This is a genomic window from Paenibacillus sp. J5C2022 (assembly GCF_025567625.1).
In the GTDB taxonomy this organism is placed as follows: domain Bacteria; phylum Bacillota; class Bacilli; order Paenibacillales; family Paenibacillaceae; genus Pristimantibacillus.
The window spans coordinates 255542-273922 of sequence record NZ_JAOQJC010000001.1; the positions used below are offsets into that span (position 1 = coordinate 255542).

The window sequence follows — 18381 nt, forward strand, 5'->3', positions numbered from 1 at the left end:
TGGGCGGACGAAATTTGGGAAAAGTTAAGCCAAAAAGAGGGGTTGTTTGTCTAATAGATATAGGAAGCATCAGGAAAGGGGAATGAAAGATTAAACGCTTAGTGAAAAAAGCTCAAAAAGGGCATGAAAAAGCTTTCTTGAACATTTTTCGTCAATATGAGAAAGATATTTATCGCATGGCATACGTCTATGTGAAAAATAAAGAAGATGCGCTGGATGTTGTTCAGGAGGTCGCCTATCAGTCATTCAAACAGATTCATACGTTGCAGAAGCCGGAGTATGTCAAAACGTGGTTAATGCGAATTGCGATCAACTGTGCGATTAATACGCATAACAAGAACAAAAAGGTTGTTCCTCTCAAGGATCGGCAAGAAGATCTGCTAGTCTCGGAGGAGAAAGATATCACGCTATCGATATCCTTGCAGCATATGATGAACGTGTTGCAAGACGAGGAGAAAAGTATCGTTGTCTTACGATTCTATGAAAGCTATACGTTTAAGGAAATCGCCGACCTATTGAACATTCCGCTAGGGACGGCAAAATCTATCCTGTATCGTGCTTTAGCCAAACTTCGCAATGAACTCAAGGAGGACAAGCGTTATGAGATCTAGCCTTAAGCAGCAAATGGAGCGAATCGATATCCCCCAAGAACTGCACGAGCGAGTAAAGCTGGGCGTGCAAAAGGCGGCTTTGGAGCAGCCGAAGCGAAAGGGGAAGAGGCTGTTCATCTCCTTGGCGGCCTCTGCGCTGCTTGTTTTCTCGGCAGGAGTGGGAGCAGCCGCTATACCAAGCTTTAACCACTTGCTAGCCAATGTGAGTCCGGAAGTCGCGCTCATGCTTGAGCCTGTTCAAACTGGCATAGAGGATAATGGGATAAAGATGGAAGTCGTCGCCGCTATGCATGACGATGACATGGCCGTTGTCTATGTAACCTTACAGGATTTAATGGGCAACCGCATCGATGAAACGGTTGATCTGTACGAATATAATATCAGCGGCGCACGTATGTTCAATAGTCAACTAGTAGATTATGACGAGGATACAAATACGGCTACGTTTCGCATACAAGGAAATGGAGGGGACAGCTTGCGCAACAGTAAAGTCGCCGTAAGCGTGAGCTCTTTTCTCAGCGATAAGGAAATCCATGAATTCGAACTGGATTGGGATTCCACGAAGGTAAAGGCCCAACAGCCAAATACCGTACAGCTCGATATGACGGGCATTAGCGGCGGCGGCGGGCAGCTGTATCTGGAACTGCAAGAGCAAGGGATCATAAAGGTGCTGAGGCCGAACGATGCGACAATTGAGGTTCCTGAGGTCGGATTCATGAGCATTTCCAATATAGGTATCGTTAACGAGCGTCTTCATATTCAGGTTCAATGGAACGGAGACAATATCGATGATCACGGCTATTTTTACTTTGTTGATGAGCGGGGGGAGAAGATCACGTCATCCTCATTAAGCTTCGGCGTCGATGAATCCGGGAAGAGCGAATATGGTAATGAATTCACGGAATACATCTTCGATGCTGATCCAGAGGAGTTGCTGAAGCGAAGCGCACAGGGGTATTTTGTGTCGAATGGGAATTACACGACGGGCAACTGGAGAACAACCTTCCGTATGAAGTCAGCTCAAGACGAGATTCGGAAGGAGTGGAAGAAGGACTTCGAGTCGTGGAGCTCCGACAGTATCGCTGTCTCACCATTAGGCGTCACGATGTACGGCCAGGGGGTATTTGATGAAGCTAAGCGGATAGAGGTAATGGCTGAAATGGCCGACGGTACACATTCGCGTTACGATACGGTTATGAGCTATAGCGATCAAGACAGCATAAAAGTGAAATTTCTATCCTCGTTGCCGATTGAGCTATCCAAAGTGAAAGCCCTGCACATCGTAGGGGAAAGAATAGAGCTGCAGTGATTTGACCAGCAGCCGACAAGAAGGAGAAGAGCCCCTTATATGAGGACTCTTCTCCTTCTTGCTATACAATGCATTATTCCTTCTCGGAGTCTAACGTTACTCCCTTGGCAAAGTACTTCTGCGCAAAGGGATAGATGAGCAGCACGGGAATTTGGCGCCGGGCGGGCTGGACAGGTAGTCCAGAAGCTCCTTTATTTTAGTGGACTAATTGATGCCGCACCTATTCATGAGAACGTATAATTCCGGTGCAGCAATTTATATAGCGGAGCACTCTCATCAGCAATGGCTGTCAGAGCCTGTCGATTTATGATTTAATGAATTAGATGATATGCACAATTCTCGAAATTGAGAGATTGACAGCGCTTGCAACTTGAAAATATAATAGTGATGTAAATTAGATAATATGCAGAATTGAATTTCCTGTTAAGAGGTGAAAGTCTATTAAAACGATGGGGAGGATATGATGATGAATTATCGCAGTGTCAAAAGGAAGCATTGGCAACGAGTCATATGCTGGGCACTCATTGCCCTGCTGATGACGCCAGTCTTGACTGCATTTGAAGTTCAGGAAGGAGCGACAGCCGGGGAGTATACTGCCAGCTTCGAGAATTTCGATGTCGGCGCGATGGATGGACAGTTCGGCTGGCAGGCATCGTCAGGGGTAACCGTGACGGATGCTGTATACACGGTCAGTGGAACAAAAAGTGTCAAAATCGTCGACGCAAGTACAACGACTGCAGAAGCTGCAGCGTACGAGTTCGCTCCGATTGAAGCGGGATTCGTAGAGTGGTGGGCTAAGGCGGAGACGACAAACCGAATGGTCATGCTGCTTGAGCAAAATGCAGGCGATGTGAAGCAGCTGGAATGGTTCGGCTTCACCAATTATGGCAACTTCGAATACTTCGACGGTACTGAGCGCATATATACGGAAATGAGTTATTCATTGAATCAATGGTACCGCTTCCGCATCGACTTCAATGCGGCGGAGCAAAAGAAGACGATCTATATATTCGACGATCAAGATCTGCTGCTGCTTAAGAAAGATACCGCATTCAAGCAAACAGAGATTGCTTCGGCCAATCGCCTACGATTCGTCACGATGAGCAATCGCACAGGGACGTTCTATGTCGATAATGTGCGAATTCGTGATGAGGCATCATCAGGAACAGGGCCGCTTCAAGCCTTGCACATCTATCCTTCCACTATTCAACTGCCAGTCAGTCAGAGCGTCGAGGTGAATGTGCTTGGGGAATATGCCTACAGCGGCTTGAAAGCGTTGGATGTACAGCCTGTCCTTATATCGCATGATTCCGCGATTGCTTCGATCGAGAATAATCAGATTATCGGCGTGTCAGCAGGAGAAACCGTCATCTCCACCACATATGAGGGAGCTTACGGTCAAGCGGATGTCATCATATACGATGACAATGACGTGCCGCCCCATAAGACTATAACGCCGAGAACACTGACCCGGCCGATACCGCTGGAAGGATTGACCATCGTTGCTCCAGAAGATACAGCATGGACGGAGCTTGGAAGCCGATTGGCGGACGGACTGACATCACTGGGCGGGGCGGATATCGAGGTGGTGGCGCCTGACGAGACCAAGTTCGAGCATGGCTGGTCAGGCAATACGCTTCTACTCGGCAGTCTCGGGAACAACTGGCAAATCTCCAGATTATACGGCATGCAGATGTCGTACGCCGATGCCGTCTATCCCGGCGCAGGCGGATATCGACTTCAGACGATTGTCGACCCGTTCGGGATGGGTGGCAATACACTGCTTGTTACGGCAAGTGATCTGAACGGTGCCGAAGCTGCGGTCGATCGTCTGCTTGCGCGCGTGTCGGAAGGCGCCGATACGGCCATTCCATGGCTCGCGGAAGCTCGGCTATCTCAACAGGCGCAGCAGTATTTCGAGTTCGGCGTTGAGCTAAGTGAAGAAGATAAGGATGCCCTGCTGGCAGAAGCAGACGTCTTGCTGTCGCGCCTAACTCCGACGACTGGCAATGAAGAGGATGCGAACGCGCTGTACGAGCTGTTCAAATCGATAGCGGCTTATGGCGAGTATTACTTGCTTTCAGCCGACCCGGGCATGGGAGAGGTGTATCGGAAGACACTGAAGGGTTATGCCAACTTCGTGAACGCGTATCCGGCGCAGGCGCAAGATCAGCTGAATTTCTGGCGGAATATGTGGACATCATCCGATGCGTTAATCAATAACTGGACTGTGCTGGAGGCTTCGCCGATATTCTCAACACTGGATCGCAAGCAGATCATATCCGCGCTCTACCTGACATTTGAAGCCAATTCGGTTACTCATTACTTGACGGCAGCTGAAGAAACGGGGGCGCGTTACAATCATGAAGTATTCCCTGCGCTATCGATTGTCGTCGCTGCGGATTACTTCCAGCGGTATCATCACTTGCCCGAAGCTGAGGAATGGAGAGCGATTGGAGATCGTATCTTCATGAACAATACGACGCTAATCGGCCTGGATGAAGGCTCCGATTACCTGATGCATGTCCCGATGACGAATATCGATTATGGAATGGCGATCGGCGATTTGACCTACTTAACGAGGACTTTGCGTCCGAGCGCCGATCTGAACGCCATGATGATGAACAATCTTGGCACCATGGCCGGAGGCGGGGATACGTATCCGTTCGGTTATAGCAATGCCTATTCGTGGGGGCATTCGCAAGTAATGAATGCGGCGGCCTGGTTTTATGGCAATCCCCTGTATCAGTACTTGCTGGAGAAGACGAATACAGGTGCATTTCCCGGACAAAAAATGGGCGATCTCGACTATCCGATTCACCGCTATATGGCGTACCCGACAATAGCTGAGGAGCCTTCCGAGGAGGAAATGCCTAAAATAAGCGCATATCCGATGGATCAAGGCATATATGATCACGTTCTGGAAAACGGGGAGGTGGGCGTATCTCTCGAGGATGCTTTCCATAAGCTGGCGTTCCGCTCCGGCTTCGACACGGATGACAGTTATCTGGTGCTCGATGGATTCTCTGCCGGTGCGCATGGCCATCAAGACGGCAACGCCATTCTGGAATACAGCGCCAATGGCCGCATATTCCTGACAGATCGTGATTATATCGAGAAGACGCCGCAGCATCATAGCGGTATCGTCATCGTGAAGGACGGCGTCCAGCTCGACAAGCCGCCGTTCGCGGAATTGGAGTGGGCAGCCGATGTTGATGGACAATCGTTAAGTCGCAGCAAGGTTCCCGCCTATAACGGAATGGACTGGGATCGGACCGTCTTCAGCCCGGACGGAAAATATTATCTGATCGTGGATGATCTGACAGCAGAAGAAGCAGGCGATTATCTGCTACAAAATACCTGGCAAGCGCTCGGCTCCGCGAGTATCGTCAGCAATCGCTTCGAGATCGAGCAAGACGGCGTCAACATGATGTTGCAAAGCTTGGATTATTCAGATCTGCGCACACACGAAAGGTACGGCCACTTCCTGAAGTATTGGAAGTCCGATTATCCGTATCCTTATGCCGATACGGAAACGGTGTTAACGGAAGTGAATGAGGAAAGAACTTATGCGCCAGGGGATACGTCCCGATTCATTAATGTGTTATCCAGTCATAACAATGGCGAGCAAGCGGTGAATGCCAGAAGAGTTAATGAGCAGACGGTGCAACTTCGTTCGGAAGGCTCAGCATCATCATGGGCCGTTATGGGAACTGTAGCTGCTGACAATCTGGCCAGCAATGCCAAGTTCCATTGGATGGATAACGACAGCTTATTCGCTGCAGGTGTTACCGAATTGAGTGTGAATGGCGAGTTGCTGACTTTCTCTGAGCCTGTCATATTCCGATTGAACGCTGCCAACGGACAATGGACGGCTTACCGGGCGAAGAAGGAAATTCTGCGTTACGACGCATCCGGCGAGCCGGTGCGTGAGACACCTGTTCAGGAAGGAACGGCGGATTGGGGAAGTAGAGAGCAGAGCAAGCTTATTCGCGATGTGACGAGGCCGGACAGACCTTCCGATTGGCGCAAGGAGAGAAAGCCCGCCGCTATGCCGTACAAGAATTGGAGAAACATCGCCGATCTTGGGGAGGGAATAACGCATAGCTCCAGCGGGGATGTGGACGGCGACGGCATGGATGATCTGATCGTCGGCCATCAAGATGGCACCGTTACGGCAATTAACCGGCAAGGCGTCCAATTATGGTCCTTCCCTGCAGCAGGAAGGATTAACGAAGTTAGCATTCAGATTGTGGACGGAGTGCCAATTGTTTTTGCAGCGACAGAGAACTGGCATCTTCATGCGATAGATGCGAATGGCGAGGAGCTGTGGAACCGGGAGTTCCCAAGCGATCCCGCCCATGCTGAACGGAAAGGGAACTTGCTGGGAATTACGAATGTCAGAGTGGCGCATGTGAACGGTGACGATTCCGAACCGCTTATCATGGTCGGTACACAATACCGGTATCTGTACGGGCTGAATGCCTCCGGCGAAGTGGTGAGCGAGTCGGTGCTATCCCATTACGGCATTGACGATATGGCGTTCGCCGATGCGGATGGGGATGGGAGAGAAGAAGGCATAATCGGGATGGAATACAACAGCTACGTGTACTGGAACGAAGGAAGCTCCGGTCGGGCTGGAGGAGCGGACGGACCTGGCTGGAAGGTCATCGATGCTATACCGGATTGGGCAGATGAAGGCCGGGCAGCGTTCTTCCTTGGAACGAAGCAGAATCAAGTACATTGGGTAGTCCGAGCAGATTCGGGATTGCAGCAGCTGTGGCGGTTGAATGTCGGCGGGGAGGTCAATGATCTGATGCACGGAGATTATGACCGAGACGGTACGCTTGAGCTGCTCGCAGGAACGGATGGTTATCAACTGTATGTGATCCGCGATGATGGAACAGTCCAATTTCGAAGAACGTTGGGAGGCAGAGTCCTTCATGTCAACGGGTGGGATCGGGATGGTCAGGGACTGGCGAATTATATCGCAGCGGATGATCAAGGCGTATTATACATGATTCAATCATCTGGAGAGCTAATGGAATCGGTCAGGTTCCGTGCGGGAATTGTCGGCATACCTGTTAGTGACGGCCATCAACATCCTTGGGTCGTTTTGGAGAATGGAGAAGTATATATACGCAAGTAATCGAGATAATCTAATGGAGGAAACCGTATTGATGAAATCCATTGCAACACAACATGGCGAAGTCATTATCCTGGAGAAAGAGCAACCTTATGTGAAGCCTAACTGTGTATTGGTAAAAACCCGTTATTCCATGGTTAGTCCAGGTACGGAGATGACGGCGATCCGTAGACAAGCAGAGCAGCCTCATCCTCTCGGATACAGCGCAGCGGGCATTGCGGTTGAAGTAGGCGAAGACGTTCCTGTGTTGAAAGAAGGTCAGGCTGTAGCCTGTTATGGCGCGCCATATGTGAATCACTCCGAGTACTTGCTTGTGCCGAAGCATCTGATCGTACCTGTTCCGGAGCATGTCGAGCTGCGCTCGGCTGCTTCTGCGGGACTGGGTGCCATTGCGATCCATGCCTTGCGGCAGTCGGAATTAAAGTTCGGTGAGTGTGCTGTCGTCGTTGGCTTGGGCATTATCGGACAGTTGATCGCCCGCATCGCACATGCAGCGGCGCTCAAGGTCGTCGCGATTGATCTGCTGGAGTCTAGACGTGAGCTGCTGCAAGATGTGGAAGGAATCACGATCTGCAAGTGTATCGAAGAAGTGCCGGATGCCGTGCGGCAAGCTACCGGAGGGATAGGCGCCGATGCGGTGCTCCACTGTGCAGCGGGCCGGCAGATGGAATTGTTCGACAGCAGCTTCGATTGGCTGCGGGACCGGGGAACGGTCGTTATTGTCGGAGATATGACTGTGGAGTATACGCGGGCGAAGATGTTCGGCAAGGAGGCGAGAGTACTCATTTCCCGCGCCGGAGGACCTGGCCGTTATGATCAGCAATATGAGCAAGATTGCGTGGATTACCCCGTCGGCTATGTAAGGTGGACAGAGGGGCGCAATATTGGAGAGTACATCCGACTATTATCGGAACGTCGTATCGAGGTAGAATCTTTGCTTTCGAAGCAGGTACCGCTGTCTCGGGCGCATGAATTATACGCAGACTATGCCAATGAGCCGCAAAATATATTAGGCGCGCTCATCGCATATGAAGCGTAATGGACGTGGAGGGTCGTCTTGACGAAGACGGCTCTTCCTTGTTTCTCCATCATGAAGGAAACTGGAGGACAGTGTTGAAACGAATATAAAGTTTGTGTATGATGCAAATAGCAAGAGGAGGGGGGCGGTAACGTGTCCGATAAGCAGAGCAGGAAGACCTTTCGGCTAAGATTGGATCGCATGATCAGGAAGCTGCGGGAAGAAATATTGTCCGGTGATTATGCGGCAGGGGATTACTTGCCGTCTGAACTGGATTTGAGCAGCAGATTTCAAATCAGCAATAATTCAGTACGCAAAGGACTGGACGTTCTGGTTGATGAAGGCCTAATCGAGAAAATTCCCAGAGTTGGAAATCGCGTCAAAGCTCCCGAGCAAGAAGCGCATACGATTATTCGATTGGGTTGTCATCAACGATTGAACGACCAGACGGAGCTGACCTATTTACTATCGGAATTTCACCGGAAGTATCCGCATATCCGGGTGCAAACAGTGCAAATCCCCAAAAATAGCAATTATGAATACATACGTGAGCAATTGGATAACGGGATGATCGATGTGTTCACCGTGAACCATTTCCTCTATGAAGAGTTTGTGGAAAAAGAAGGATTGGACGCGCTGGAAGCGCAGGAGGCGAATCCGGAACTGTATCCCTTCCTGAGTGATTCGTACCGACATGGCGACAGTCTGTATGCGCAGCCGTTCACTTACTCTCCTGTTATCCTGTGCTATAATCGAGAACACTTCTCTGAGCTGAACATACCGGAGCCTGACAGCAGCTGGTCTTGGGATGATTTGCTAGCGCAAGCTGCAAGGCTTTCGGTGAAAAATGAACGATTCGGACTATACTTCCATCTCACCAATCCCAATCGATGGTTCATCTTCCTCATTCAGAGTGGAGCTAAGTTCCTGCCTCAGGAAGAGGGACAATATCACTTCATAGATTCCGGAATGCTGGATGGCATAGAGAAAGTATGGGATATGATCTATACGCCACAGCTGTATCCGATCATGCTGTCTGCAAGCAATGCCGATGCGGAGCGATTGTTCCGGGACGGACAGGTGTCCGTCATCATGACGTCTTACTTCGCTATGAACGAATTGAAGGATATTTCCTTCGAATTCGATGTGGCGCCATTGCCGCATCTTCGCGATTTCAACCAGACGATGCTAGTCACCGTTGGGCTGAGCATGAATAGCAAGTCGAAAGTGAAAGCTGCTGCGAAACAGCTTATCGATTTCCTGATTTCGTTCGATGTCCAGAAGGTCATCGCGCAGAGGACGTTCACCTTGCCGGCTCACAAGCATGCTGCCCAGATTGCCGGGACGTCTGAGTTGAAGCGTCCGAGCCGCTTTCAGATGCATAAGGAGATCATACCGAGCTTCAGTTCGTTCAAGGAAACGCACTTGAAATTATCGCAACATGACGATGTGCTGCGCGAGCTGAAACTGTATTGGTCGGGTCTGAAGAGCAAAGAAAGGCTCGCAACGAGCTTGGAAGCGCTGCTTGATAAGCGCTAGATTCAGAGCATTTTACTTGCAATATGTGTAAAGAGCATATAGAATAAATGGACGACACATTATGGAAGGAGTGGAGATATGAGGCGGAAGCGGAAGGCTTATCAGGCAACCTATCCATTTTCATATTCCACTTTTCTAGAGACACTAGAGCAATCATTGCTTTAGTGTTTTTTTATTTGATGGAGGTGTATCAGATGTCAAGGTACAGAAGAGTTCTCATTAAGCTTAGTGGCGGTGCGGTAGCAGGACAATCGGAATTCGGCTTCGAACCGGCCAGCCTGGAGCACATTGCGAATGAAATTATGTCTGTTGTGAACTTGGGAGTGGAGGTGTCACTAGTCATCGGGGGCGGCAATATATTCAGAGGGCAGATGGCGGAGAGCTGGGGCATAGAACGAGCTGAAGCCGATAACATTGGAACGTTGGCGACGGTGATCAATAGCTTGATGCTGCGAGGCGTGCTCAAAGCGAAAACGAACAAAGAAGTTCGCGTCATGACCGCAATTCCGATTACCTCAGTCGCAGAGCCCTACATTAGACTTAGAGCTATTCATCATTTGGAAAAGGGATATATCGTCATTTTTGCAGGGGGGAATGGTCAGCCTTATGTGACAACCGATTATCCTTCTGTTCAGAGAGCAATCGAGGTTCACTGTGACGCTTTGTTAGTGGCCAAACAAGGAGTTAACGGTGTTCTTAGTGCTGACCCAAAACTTGATGCAGAGGCACGAATGTTCAAATCCCTTCACTATGACGACGTCTTGAAGCATAACCTGAAAATTATGGATCAGTCCGCCTTCATTCTGGCCAGGGATTATCATCTGCCTATGCATGTATTTAACTTCGATCGGCCAGGGTCGATGAGAGATATCTGTGAAGGGGAAAATAACGGGACGATGATTAGCGGCGAATCGGTTCTGGAATTGGAAGATTAAAGGATAGATTGGGGGAACGAGCATGCCAAAAATACAAGCCGCCTTTATAGATCGAGACGGTACTTTGGGCGGACATGGTCATTTTATTCATCCACGAGATTTTGAGTTATATCCTTCAAGCTTAGAAGCATTGCAGCTATTAAGAAACGCAGGAATCAAATTGTTCGCACTTACAAATCAACACAATATTTCTAAAGGGAAGGCTACAGAGTTGGATTTTATTCATGAGTTCGACAATTATGGATTCGATGCCGCTTATATATGTCCTCATGAACCAGAGGATGGCTGTAACTGTCGCAAGCCGCTTCCCGGTATGCTGCTTCGAGCTGCAGAAGAGCATGAGTTAGATCTGACTCAATGTGTGGTCATTGGCGATGTGGGTTCCACGGATATGCTTGCAGCTGCCGCAGTTGGAGCAAGAAGAATTCTTGTAGAGACAGGATGGGGCAAGGATTCCCTGGGCAAATACCGTCAGAAGTGGTATGAGCAAGCAACGCCGGACTATGTTGCAAAGAATTTCTTAGACGCGGCAAAATGGATTGTGAGGAACGATCTTTGATAAGTTGTCGAAAGGATTAAGCGTCTGAACCGAGGGGAATTCCATGCGAGAGGTGAGATGTTGTGCAAAATAGAAATTCGACGTATCGTATTCAAAAATCCAGTCTTGGAGTAGAACGCGAAATAGAGCGATTAAAAATACAAGTACAAATGGGATGGGAAAAGGAATATCGCAACTTGCAATGGTATGGACTCCAGAACGGTATGAATATTATAGAGTTAGGTAGATTGCGAAGTATCAGGAAGCTCATGGGGGAAACCGTTACTTAGGGCGTTCACTCCCCAGATTGTTAGGCGCAGCAAGCTATGTAGATATCGATATCGATGCAACCCTTCAGCATAGCGATCTGTTAGGCTTAGAAGGATTCAGGGAGCAATTTGATGTGCAACGGTTTAGACGATTGTATGAAAAAGGGATATTGGATTCGGAAGAATATGAACAACTGCATCGGATATCCGAGGAGTTGCAAACTTCTCAAGAGTCATATGCCATGATGAACTTCATAATGGGCTGTGGAACCAAACCAATTATGGCTTCTAATAGCCAGCAGGATAATTTACAATGTTAATAATTAATGTGGCTAATTATAATACGCTTGGATTGATTTGCGGAACGCGTATAGAATGGTTAGCGGGAGGTACTCATGGAGCTCCTCATTTCATTTTCTGCAATTTTATTTATGCCGATATTTGCACTCGTTTTTATCGTGACATTGCTTTCGGCAATGAGAAGAATTAAAACTGGTCAGGAGCTAAATGGAATTGAATACGTATGTGGGATAGCATTTGCCCTAATGATGTGGACAATAAGCGGTTCGATCATTCTCAGTGCAAATCAATAATTAATGACATTAACGAGGTGTGCAATGGATCAATCTACTATCCAAAAAGCAAAAGAGTTATCTGTACAAGTTATTCGCGAAGCAGGACAAATTGCAAAGTCGAAATTTGATCGATTCGTAGATTTGAAAACGAAAGATGAGTATGGGGATGTCATTACAGAGGTGGATCTTCTAGCGGAAAAGATTATTATTCATGCAATTAGGGAGGTATTCCCAAGTCATCAGATCCACAGTGAAGAGGCAGGTACAGTAGGTTCTGAGAGCGATTGGCTATGGTTAGTTGATCCTTTGGATGGCACGAATAACTTTGCAATTGGGTTAGCCGTATTTACAACTTCCATAACGTTAATGTACAGAAGAGAGCCGGTATTAGGAGTCGTATACGAACCGATGACGGATCGATTATTCGTATCCGTTCTAGGTGAAGGCACATTCTGTAACAATCGTCCGCACCATATGAAATATCATTCAGACTTATCCAGGGGAAATATAGGCTGGATTCAAGGTCATAAGGTGCAGAACGACAGCAGGGCAGTCAAGCTTAGACATTTTTTGGATATTCGTTTCAAAAGGATGATGAGGCTTTGGGCACCGACAATACAATGGTGCATGCTGGCCAAGGGAGATATCGATGGCATAGTTCTTTATAATTCTGAAGGCGATGATCTGTACTCAGGGATATTAATGGTGAAGGAAGCTGGAGGAATTGTCGTAGACTTCGAAGGCCGTTCTTTTAGCGGCATGTGTGAAGAGCCCTATCTGATCGCTTGTCATCCTAATCATAGAGATGACTTGTTGAGGATTGTAAGAGAAGGATTAGTGGAGGGAGCTAATGAGAGTACTAATTGTCTCCGATGAAGAGTCGAAGTATATTTGGGATCATTATGAGCCGGATAGGTTCAAAGGTGTTGAATTAATTATATCCTGCGGTGATCTCAAAGCAGAGTACTTATCCTTTCTGGTGACGATGATTAACGCTCCATTATTCTACGTACACGGCAATCATGATATCAGTTATAAAGTTCATCCGCCTGAAGGCTGCGAATGCATTGATGGAAAATTGATCCACTTTAAGGGACTTCGTATATTAGGTCTAGGAGGAAGCCATCGCTATAACCTTTGTCATAGAGGCTTCGAGTGCTTTGTTGCAGTTATGGACCGGTATCAGCCTACATACTTGCTTCATGGACATCAGCATTTGAATTATGGGAGGAACCAGAGAATACATCAGTATGTTAATACTAAAATAATTAATGCATTTGGATACCACATTCTGGACATTAGTTAGAAATGAAACTGAAATAGGGAGTTCGACAATGAAATTAGTCCGTCATCTATTCGTTATATCAATATTCAGTGTACTTCTTGGCTGTGGGAGTCATCCGAATCAGACTCCGGCATCAACGAGTACACCTATTCCAAACGTTGCACAAACTGACAATGAAATTAGTGATGCGTCTGTGCAGCAACAAGTTCCCGAAGTCGAAGAAGAGTCAGCTCAAAATAAGGATATCCTTTCGTTAATTCCGGATGGTTGGGTATTAATGGATTCATTCGATGAAGACCTAGTAAAGGCTGAAGGGGATTTAAACAAAGATGGCATTGACGATGTAGCTATTGTCATTGAGGAGGTAATAGAAAGTAATGCGGCTCCAAATCGAGCATTGCTTATTGCTTTTAAAAATAATGAGGGAAATCTCGCGCTGTCAATTATAGCGGAAAACGTAATCCTAAAGGAGAACGAAGGAGGAGTCTGGGGAGATCCTTTCGAAAGTATATCGATAGATCGAGGCTCCATTATCGTAAGCGATTACGGCGGCAGCAACTGGCGCTGGTACAATCGATACAGATTTAGATACCAAGATCAGGACTGGTATATGATTGGAGCTACAAGAGGGAGTTATTTCTCAGGAGATGCTTCCATAGACCAAGCGGATGAAGAAGACTTCAACTTGCTAACAGGAGATTATATCGTGAAGAAACGAAATGAAGAAGGGGAAATGGAAGTAACGAAAGGCAATCGAGGAAAGATGCCTTTAGTAAAGCTAAGCCAGTTTAACATTGAAAACATGTAGGTGAATACATCCCAAAATATGAGGGGGGGCATTGGAAGCCCCCTCTTCGGATTGTCAAAGACTATTCCCACTTGAAATAACGAAGCGACAAGCTTACACATGCAACTGCAAGTGCAAGCATGACTATAACAGGAACAATGGTACTTTCTGCAGACATTCCAAGTCCAAGGGAAGCGCCCTTAAGCATTTTGATTCCCTGAGTCAATGGCAGCAGATCAGCCGCTTTTTGTAGCGTAGCTGGCATAACTTCATAGGGCAAGGTAGCGCCTGAGAAGATCAGCATTGGAAAATAAAGCAAGCTGGCTATAACACCTGCTATCTTCATATGGGGTGCCAGTCCGCCTACCAAGAGTCCCATGCTAAACATAGACGCCATGACCAGGAAATACGCACCTATGAAGACAATCCAAGATCCCTGAAACTGGTAACCATAGAAAATAGAGGCCGTTGCATACACAAGGAGGAGCGAAACGATTGCATAAAGCGCATAGATGGTCAATTGTACAGTTAAGATGAGAGTGGGGCTAATCGGCGTGACCTTGAATCGTTTCAGTATTTTCCTGGTCCGGTAATCGGCTATGACTAACGGAAATCCCATAACCCCACCGGCACAAATGGCAATAGTTGAAATGGCACCAAAGGATTGTTCCAGAAAGGTGTGTGTAGCTCCATCGTATGCTGGCTTATTACCGAAGATCGCGCCTATAATAATGACTACGACGATAGGCATGCCTATTGCAAAAATGAACATATCCAATCCACGTAGAGAAAGTCTGGACTCTATTTTGAATAGTGCTTTAAATGCTCTCAATCTCATGTACCTCCTCATCCGTAAACCAAAGATAAGCTTCTTCCAACTTATCATATGGACTTGCCGCAATGGCTTCATGTACCGTTCCGTAAAAAACGCTGCTTCCCCTCTTCAAAATCAGAATATGATCGCAAAGCGCTTCTACCTCGTCCATAAAGTGAGAAGTTAATAGTATCGACAGCCCTCGTTTCTTCAATACAGAAAGGCTGCGCCACACATCCCGCCTTGCTCTCGCATCAAGTCCAGTCGTCAGCTCATCCAAAAATAGCACCTCAGGTTTTGGAATTAATGCCAGAACGATAAAGAGCATACTTTCAATAGGTTCAATAATGGCTTCAAGCAGTCTAGATAAAATATGGATTCAGTTAGATGAGATTAATGAACGATATAAGTTGAAGGAAGGTTATATAGCTGGACCGGCAAGCAACAAAATCGAAGCTGTTGATATTGCACGAACGATTATTGAAGCTTCGAATAGATAGAAAGCAATAGATAAAAAATGAACTTGATTTGCATAGGGGTGGGGGGTATGTTATAATTCGATCAAAGGAGGGATTCCGATGAACGAAGAGACAATCCTCTTGGATCAACGGATGGAGCATGAGCCGGGTTGTTGCTCTCATGAAGATGGGGAGCGCAAGAGTCATCATACCGATAAAGCGAAGAGTGGTCTGGCCAACCGATTGAACCGCATCGAGGGACAGGTTCGCGGCATTAAAGGCATGATCGAGAGAGATGCTTACTGTGATGACGTTTTGAATCAGATCGCCTCGGTCCAAGCTTCTTTAAACAGTGTCGGGAAGCTGCTGCTGGAATATCATATGAAGAGTTGTGTCATCGAACGGATTCAAGAAGGGGATACGGAAGTATTGACGGAGCTTATGACGACCATGAACAAGTTAATGAAATAAGAAAAAATCGCTTAAGAGCAGCAGCAATGCTGCTTTTATAACCCCTTTATATATAGGGTACAGGGGTAATGTAAAAAGTTGTTGACTTATTATACGGTATAGGGGTATATTAAAAACAAGGAGATCGTTGGAAATGAACTTGAAGGAGCGAATACCAATGGAAGCAGCAAGCACAACCAATCAGAATAGTCAAACTACCTTACAGCTCACCGGCATGACGTGTGCCGCCTGTGCGAATAAAATCGAGAAGGGTCTTGGCAAACTTGAAGGTGTGACAAACGCGAATGTAAACTTCGCCTTGGAAAAGGCAAGCGTGTCATACGACCCGGCGAAGGTTGATGTCCAGCAGTTGGAACAAACCATTAAGAAATTAGGTTATGACACGGTAAAAGAATACGCCGATTTCTCTCTGGAAGGTATGACATGCGCAGCCTGCGCCAATAAGATCGAAAAGGGACTCAGTAAATTGCCCGGCGTCAAAAGCGCCTCCGTTAACTTCGCAATGGAAACGGCACGGGTTGAATACAATTCTGCGGATATATCTATTGTCGATATGCAGCAGCGCGTGGCGAAGCTCGGATATAAAGCGATACCGAAGCAAGAGGAAGCCGATCCAGCGGAGCATCGCGAGAAAGCCATTTCGCAGCAAAAGCGTAAATTGCTCCTCTCAGCTATTCTTTCGTTGCCACTGCTTTGGTCCATGGTCAGCCACTTTTCGTTCACGTCCTGGATCTGGATGCCAGATTTGTTCATGAATCCATGGTTTCAATTGGCGTTAGCTACACCGGTTCAATTCTACATCGGCAAGCAGTTCTATGTGGGCGCGTTCAAAGCCCTTCGCAATAAAAGTGCGAATATGGACGTACTCGTCGCGCTCGGAACGTCGGCTGCTTATTTTTACAGCTTGTACTTAACGATTGAATGGGCTTCGATGGGCAGCATGGCACATCACGGTCCCGCGATGTACTACGAAACGAGCGCGGTTCTTATCACCCTCGTTATTCTCGGGAAGTTGTTCGAATCGCTGGCGAAAGGGCGCACTTCTGAAGCCATCAAAACCCTGATGGGCCTTCAAGCGAAAACGGCTCTTGTCGTTCGGGATGGGCAAGAACTGACAATTCCGGTTGAAGAAGTACTTGTCAATGATATTGTGGTCGTGAAACCTGGTGAGAAGATCCCGGTAGATGGAGAAGTACTGGAAGGAAGCTCGTCGGTCGATGAATCGATGCTGACCGGCGAAAGCATTCCCGTCGAAAAGAAAGCCGGCGATAGCGTCATTGGCGCTACCGTTAACAAAAACGGCAGATTGAAAGTGAAGGCGACTAAAGTCGGCAAGGAAACTGCCCTTGCCCAAATCATTAAGGTTGTGGAAGAAGCACAAGGCTCAAAAGCACCGATTCAACGAGTAGCGGATGTCATCTCCGGCATCTTCGTGCCGATCGTCGTAGGAATTGCGGTTGCCGCATTTCTAGTCTGGTATTTCTGGGTTACACCCGGGGATTTCGCCAATGCACTGGAGAAGGGGATTGCAATTCTGGTCATCGCCTGCCCTTGCGCATTGGGGCTTGCTACACCGACATCGATTATGGCGGGCTCCGGCCGCGCCGCGGAGCTTGGCGTGCTGTTCAAAGGCGGAGAACATCTGGAATCCACGCACAAGATCGATGCGATCATTCTTGACAAAACCGGCACAGTAACGAAAGGTAAACCAGAACTTACGGATGTTGCCGTCTCTCATATGGACGAAGATGCTTTTCTTCGTTTGGTGGGCGCTGCTGAGAAGGATTCCGAGCATCCGCTTGCGGAGGCGATCGTTGCAGGGATTCGGGCTAAAGGCATTGAGCTGCCGGCAACGGAACAATTCGAAGCGATTCCGGGATTTGGTATCCGCGCCATGGTGGAAGGTAAAGAGGTTCTGGCCGGTACACGCAAGCTGATGGCGAAATATGACGTGTCTGTCGAACTGGCACTTGAGTGCATGACTCGCTTGGAGGAAGACGGGAAAACCGCGATGCTAATTGCGGTTGACGGAACGTATGCAGGTCTCGTCGCGGTCGCCGATACCATTAAAGAAACATCGAAAGAAGCTGTAACACGACTGAAGGAAATGGGCATCGAGGTCATCATGATAACGGGTGACAATGAACGTACCGCACGGGCGATTGCGAGCCAAGTCGGCATTGATCATGTCCGCGCCGAAGTACTTCCTGAAGGCAAAGCGGATGAAGTGAAGAAGCTGCAGGCGCAAGGCAAGAAGGTAGCGATGGTTGGCGATGGCATCAATGACGCCCCCGCGCTGGCTATGGCAGATATCGGCATGGCGATCGGCACGGGGACGGATGTAGCTATGGAAGCGGCGGACGTCACCTTGATGCGCGGCGATCTAACGAGCATTCCGGATGCGATCTACATGAGCCGCAAGACGATGAGCAATATCCGTCAAAATTTGTTCTGGGCACTCGGCTACAACACGCTTGGCATTCCGATTGCCGCAATTGGATTGCTGGCTCCTTGGGTTGCGGGCGCAGCTATGGCGCTCAGTTCGGTATCCGTCGTCCTTAATGCGCTGCGGCTGCAGCGTGTCAAGGTGCGCTCCTCAAATTTCAAGTGAAACAAAGGTCTCGAA

At 48.0% G+C, this 18381-nt stretch carries 15 protein-coding genes; 13 read left to right on the top strand and 2 right to left on the bottom strand.

The annotated features are described in order from the left end of the window. Positions 1-89: 89 nt before the first annotated feature. The 11 genes from M6D81_RS01220 to M6D81_RS01270 all read left to right on the top strand — a co-directional run bounded on the left by M6D81_RS01220 (position 90) and on the right by M6D81_RS01270 (position 14033). Positions 90-611, top strand: coding sequence for a sigma-70 family RNA polymerase sigma factor (locus tag M6D81_RS01220; RefSeq protein WP_410795680.1), 522 nt, complete (start codon positions 90-92; stop codon positions 609-611). Continuing rightward, positions 601-1920, top strand: a complete 1320-nt coding sequence (locus M6D81_RS01225) for a hypothetical protein (RefSeq protein ID WP_262674955.1) — start codon at positions 601-603, stop codon at positions 1918-1920. The genes M6D81_RS01220 and M6D81_RS01225 overlap by 11 nt, the downstream gene beginning before the upstream one ends. Before the next feature lie 460 nt (positions 1921-2380). After that, positions 2381-7069 carry a heparinase II/III-family protein gene (locus M6D81_RS01230; protein ID WP_262674956.1) on the top strand — a complete coding sequence of 1563 codons (4689 nt, stop codon included), beginning with the start codon at positions 2381-2383 and terminating at the stop codon, positions 7067-7069. A 31-nt stretch (positions 7070-7100) separates the two neighbouring features. Then, positions 7101-8105, top strand: a complete 1005-nt coding sequence (locus tag M6D81_RS01235; RefSeq protein ID WP_262675087.1) for a zinc-dependent alcohol dehydrogenase — start codon at positions 7101-7103, stop codon at positions 8103-8105. A gap of 132 nt (positions 8106-8237) precedes the next feature. Further along, complete coding sequence (locus tag M6D81_RS01240) at positions 8238-9623, top strand: extracellular solute-binding protein (RefSeq protein ID WP_262674957.1); 1386 nt, start codon at positions 8238-8240, stop codon at positions 9621-9623. A 194-nt stretch (positions 9624-9817) separates the two neighbouring features. After that, the gene (gene pyrH / locus M6D81_RS01245) at positions 9818-10558 is read left to right on the top strand and encodes a UMP kinase (protein WP_262674958.1); all 741 of its coding nucleotides are present in this window, start codon (positions 9818-9820) and stop codon (positions 10556-10558) included. Between the two features lie 22 nt (positions 10559-10580). Next, a complete protein-coding gene (locus M6D81_RS01250; RefSeq protein ID WP_262674959.1) occupies positions 10581-11117 on the top strand; it encodes an HAD-IIIA family hydrolase in 537 nt (178 codons plus the stop codon). Between the two features lie 286 nt (positions 11118-11403). Continuing rightward, entirely contained in the window at positions 11404-11685 is a 282-nt protein-coding gene (locus M6D81_RS01255) for a hypothetical protein (RefSeq protein ID WP_262674960.1), read from the top strand. Positions 11686-11982: 297 nt separating this feature from the next. Continuing rightward, positions 11983-12816, top strand: a complete 834-nt coding sequence (locus M6D81_RS01260; protein ID WP_262674961.1) for an inositol monophosphatase family protein — start codon at positions 11983-11985, stop codon at positions 12814-12816. Beyond that, the gene (locus tag M6D81_RS01265; protein WP_262674962.1) at positions 12791-13246 is read left to right on the top strand and encodes a metallophosphoesterase family protein; all 456 of its coding nucleotides are present in this window, start codon (positions 12791-12793) and stop codon (positions 13244-13246) included. The genes M6D81_RS01260 and M6D81_RS01265 overlap by 26 nt, the downstream gene beginning before the upstream one ends. Positions 13247-13274: 28 nt before the next feature. Beyond that, positions 13275-14033, top strand: coding sequence for a hypothetical protein (locus tag M6D81_RS01270; RefSeq protein ID WP_262674963.1), 759 nt, complete (start codon positions 13275-13277; stop codon positions 14031-14033). 61 nt (positions 14034-14094) lie between these two features. Here the strand turns inward: M6D81_RS01270 and M6D81_RS01275 are convergent, their stop codons facing one another. Beyond that, positions 14095-14844, bottom strand: a complete 750-nt coding sequence (locus M6D81_RS01275; RefSeq protein WP_262674964.1) for an ABC transporter permease — start codon at positions 14842-14844, stop codon at positions 14095-14097. Then, complete coding sequence (locus tag M6D81_RS01280) at positions 14831-15106, bottom strand: ATP-binding cassette domain-containing protein (protein ID WP_262674965.1); 276 nt, start codon at positions 15104-15106, stop codon at positions 14831-14833. Before M6D81_RS01280 ends, M6D81_RS01275 begins: the two co-directional genes overlap by 14 nt. Positions 15107-15437: 331 nt before the next feature. Here M6D81_RS01280 and M6D81_RS01285 point away from each other — a divergent pair, with 331 nt between their 5' ends. Together M6D81_RS01285 and M6D81_RS01290 are read left to right on the top strand one after the other, a co-directional pair. Beyond that, entirely contained in the window at positions 15438-15755 is a 318-nt protein-coding gene (locus tag M6D81_RS01285) for a metal-sensitive transcriptional regulator (protein WP_262675088.1), read from the top strand. A gap of 157 nt (positions 15756-15912) precedes the next feature. After that, positions 15913-18366, top strand: a complete 2454-nt coding sequence (locus M6D81_RS01290; RefSeq protein ID WP_262674966.1) for a heavy metal translocating P-type ATPase — start codon at positions 15913-15915, stop codon at positions 18364-18366. The last annotated feature ends 15 nt before the right edge of the window (positions 18367-18381 follow it).

Coding starts and splice junctions, on each gene's coding strand:
- M6D81_RS01225 (WP_262674955.1), top strand. CDS start 601: ATGAGATCTAGCCTTAAGCAGCAAATGGAGCGAATCGATATCCCCCAA.
- M6D81_RS01230 (WP_262674956.1), top strand. CDS start 2,381: ATGATGATGAATTATCGCAGTGTCAAAAGGAAGCATTGGCAACGAGTC.
- M6D81_RS01235 (WP_262675087.1), top strand. CDS start 7,101: ATGAAATCCATTGCAACACAACATGGCGAAGTCATTATCCTGGAGAAA.
- pyrH (WP_262674958.1), top strand. CDS start 9,818: ATGTCAAGGTACAGAAGAGTTCTCATTAAGCTTAGTGGCGGTGCGGTA.
- M6D81_RS01250 (WP_262674959.1), top strand. CDS start 10,581: ATGCCAAAAATACAAGCCGCCTTTATAGATCGAGACGGTACTTTGGGC.
- M6D81_RS01260 (WP_262674961.1), top strand. CDS start 11,983: ATGGATCAATCTACTATCCAAAAAGCAAAAGAGTTATCTGTACAAGTT.
- M6D81_RS01265 (WP_262674962.1), top strand. CDS start 12,791: ATGAGAGTACTAATTGTCTCCGATGAAGAGTCGAAGTATATTTGGGAT.
- M6D81_RS01270 (WP_262674963.1), top strand. CDS start 13,275: ATGAAATTAGTCCGTCATCTATTCGTTATATCAATATTCAGTGTACTT.
- M6D81_RS01285 (WP_262675088.1), top strand. CDS start 15,438: ATGGAGCATGAGCCGGGTTGTTGCTCTCATGAAGATGGGGAGCGCAAG.
- M6D81_RS01290 (WP_262674966.1), top strand. CDS start 15,913: ATGGAAGCAGCAAGCACAACCAATCAGAATAGTCAAACTACCTTACAG.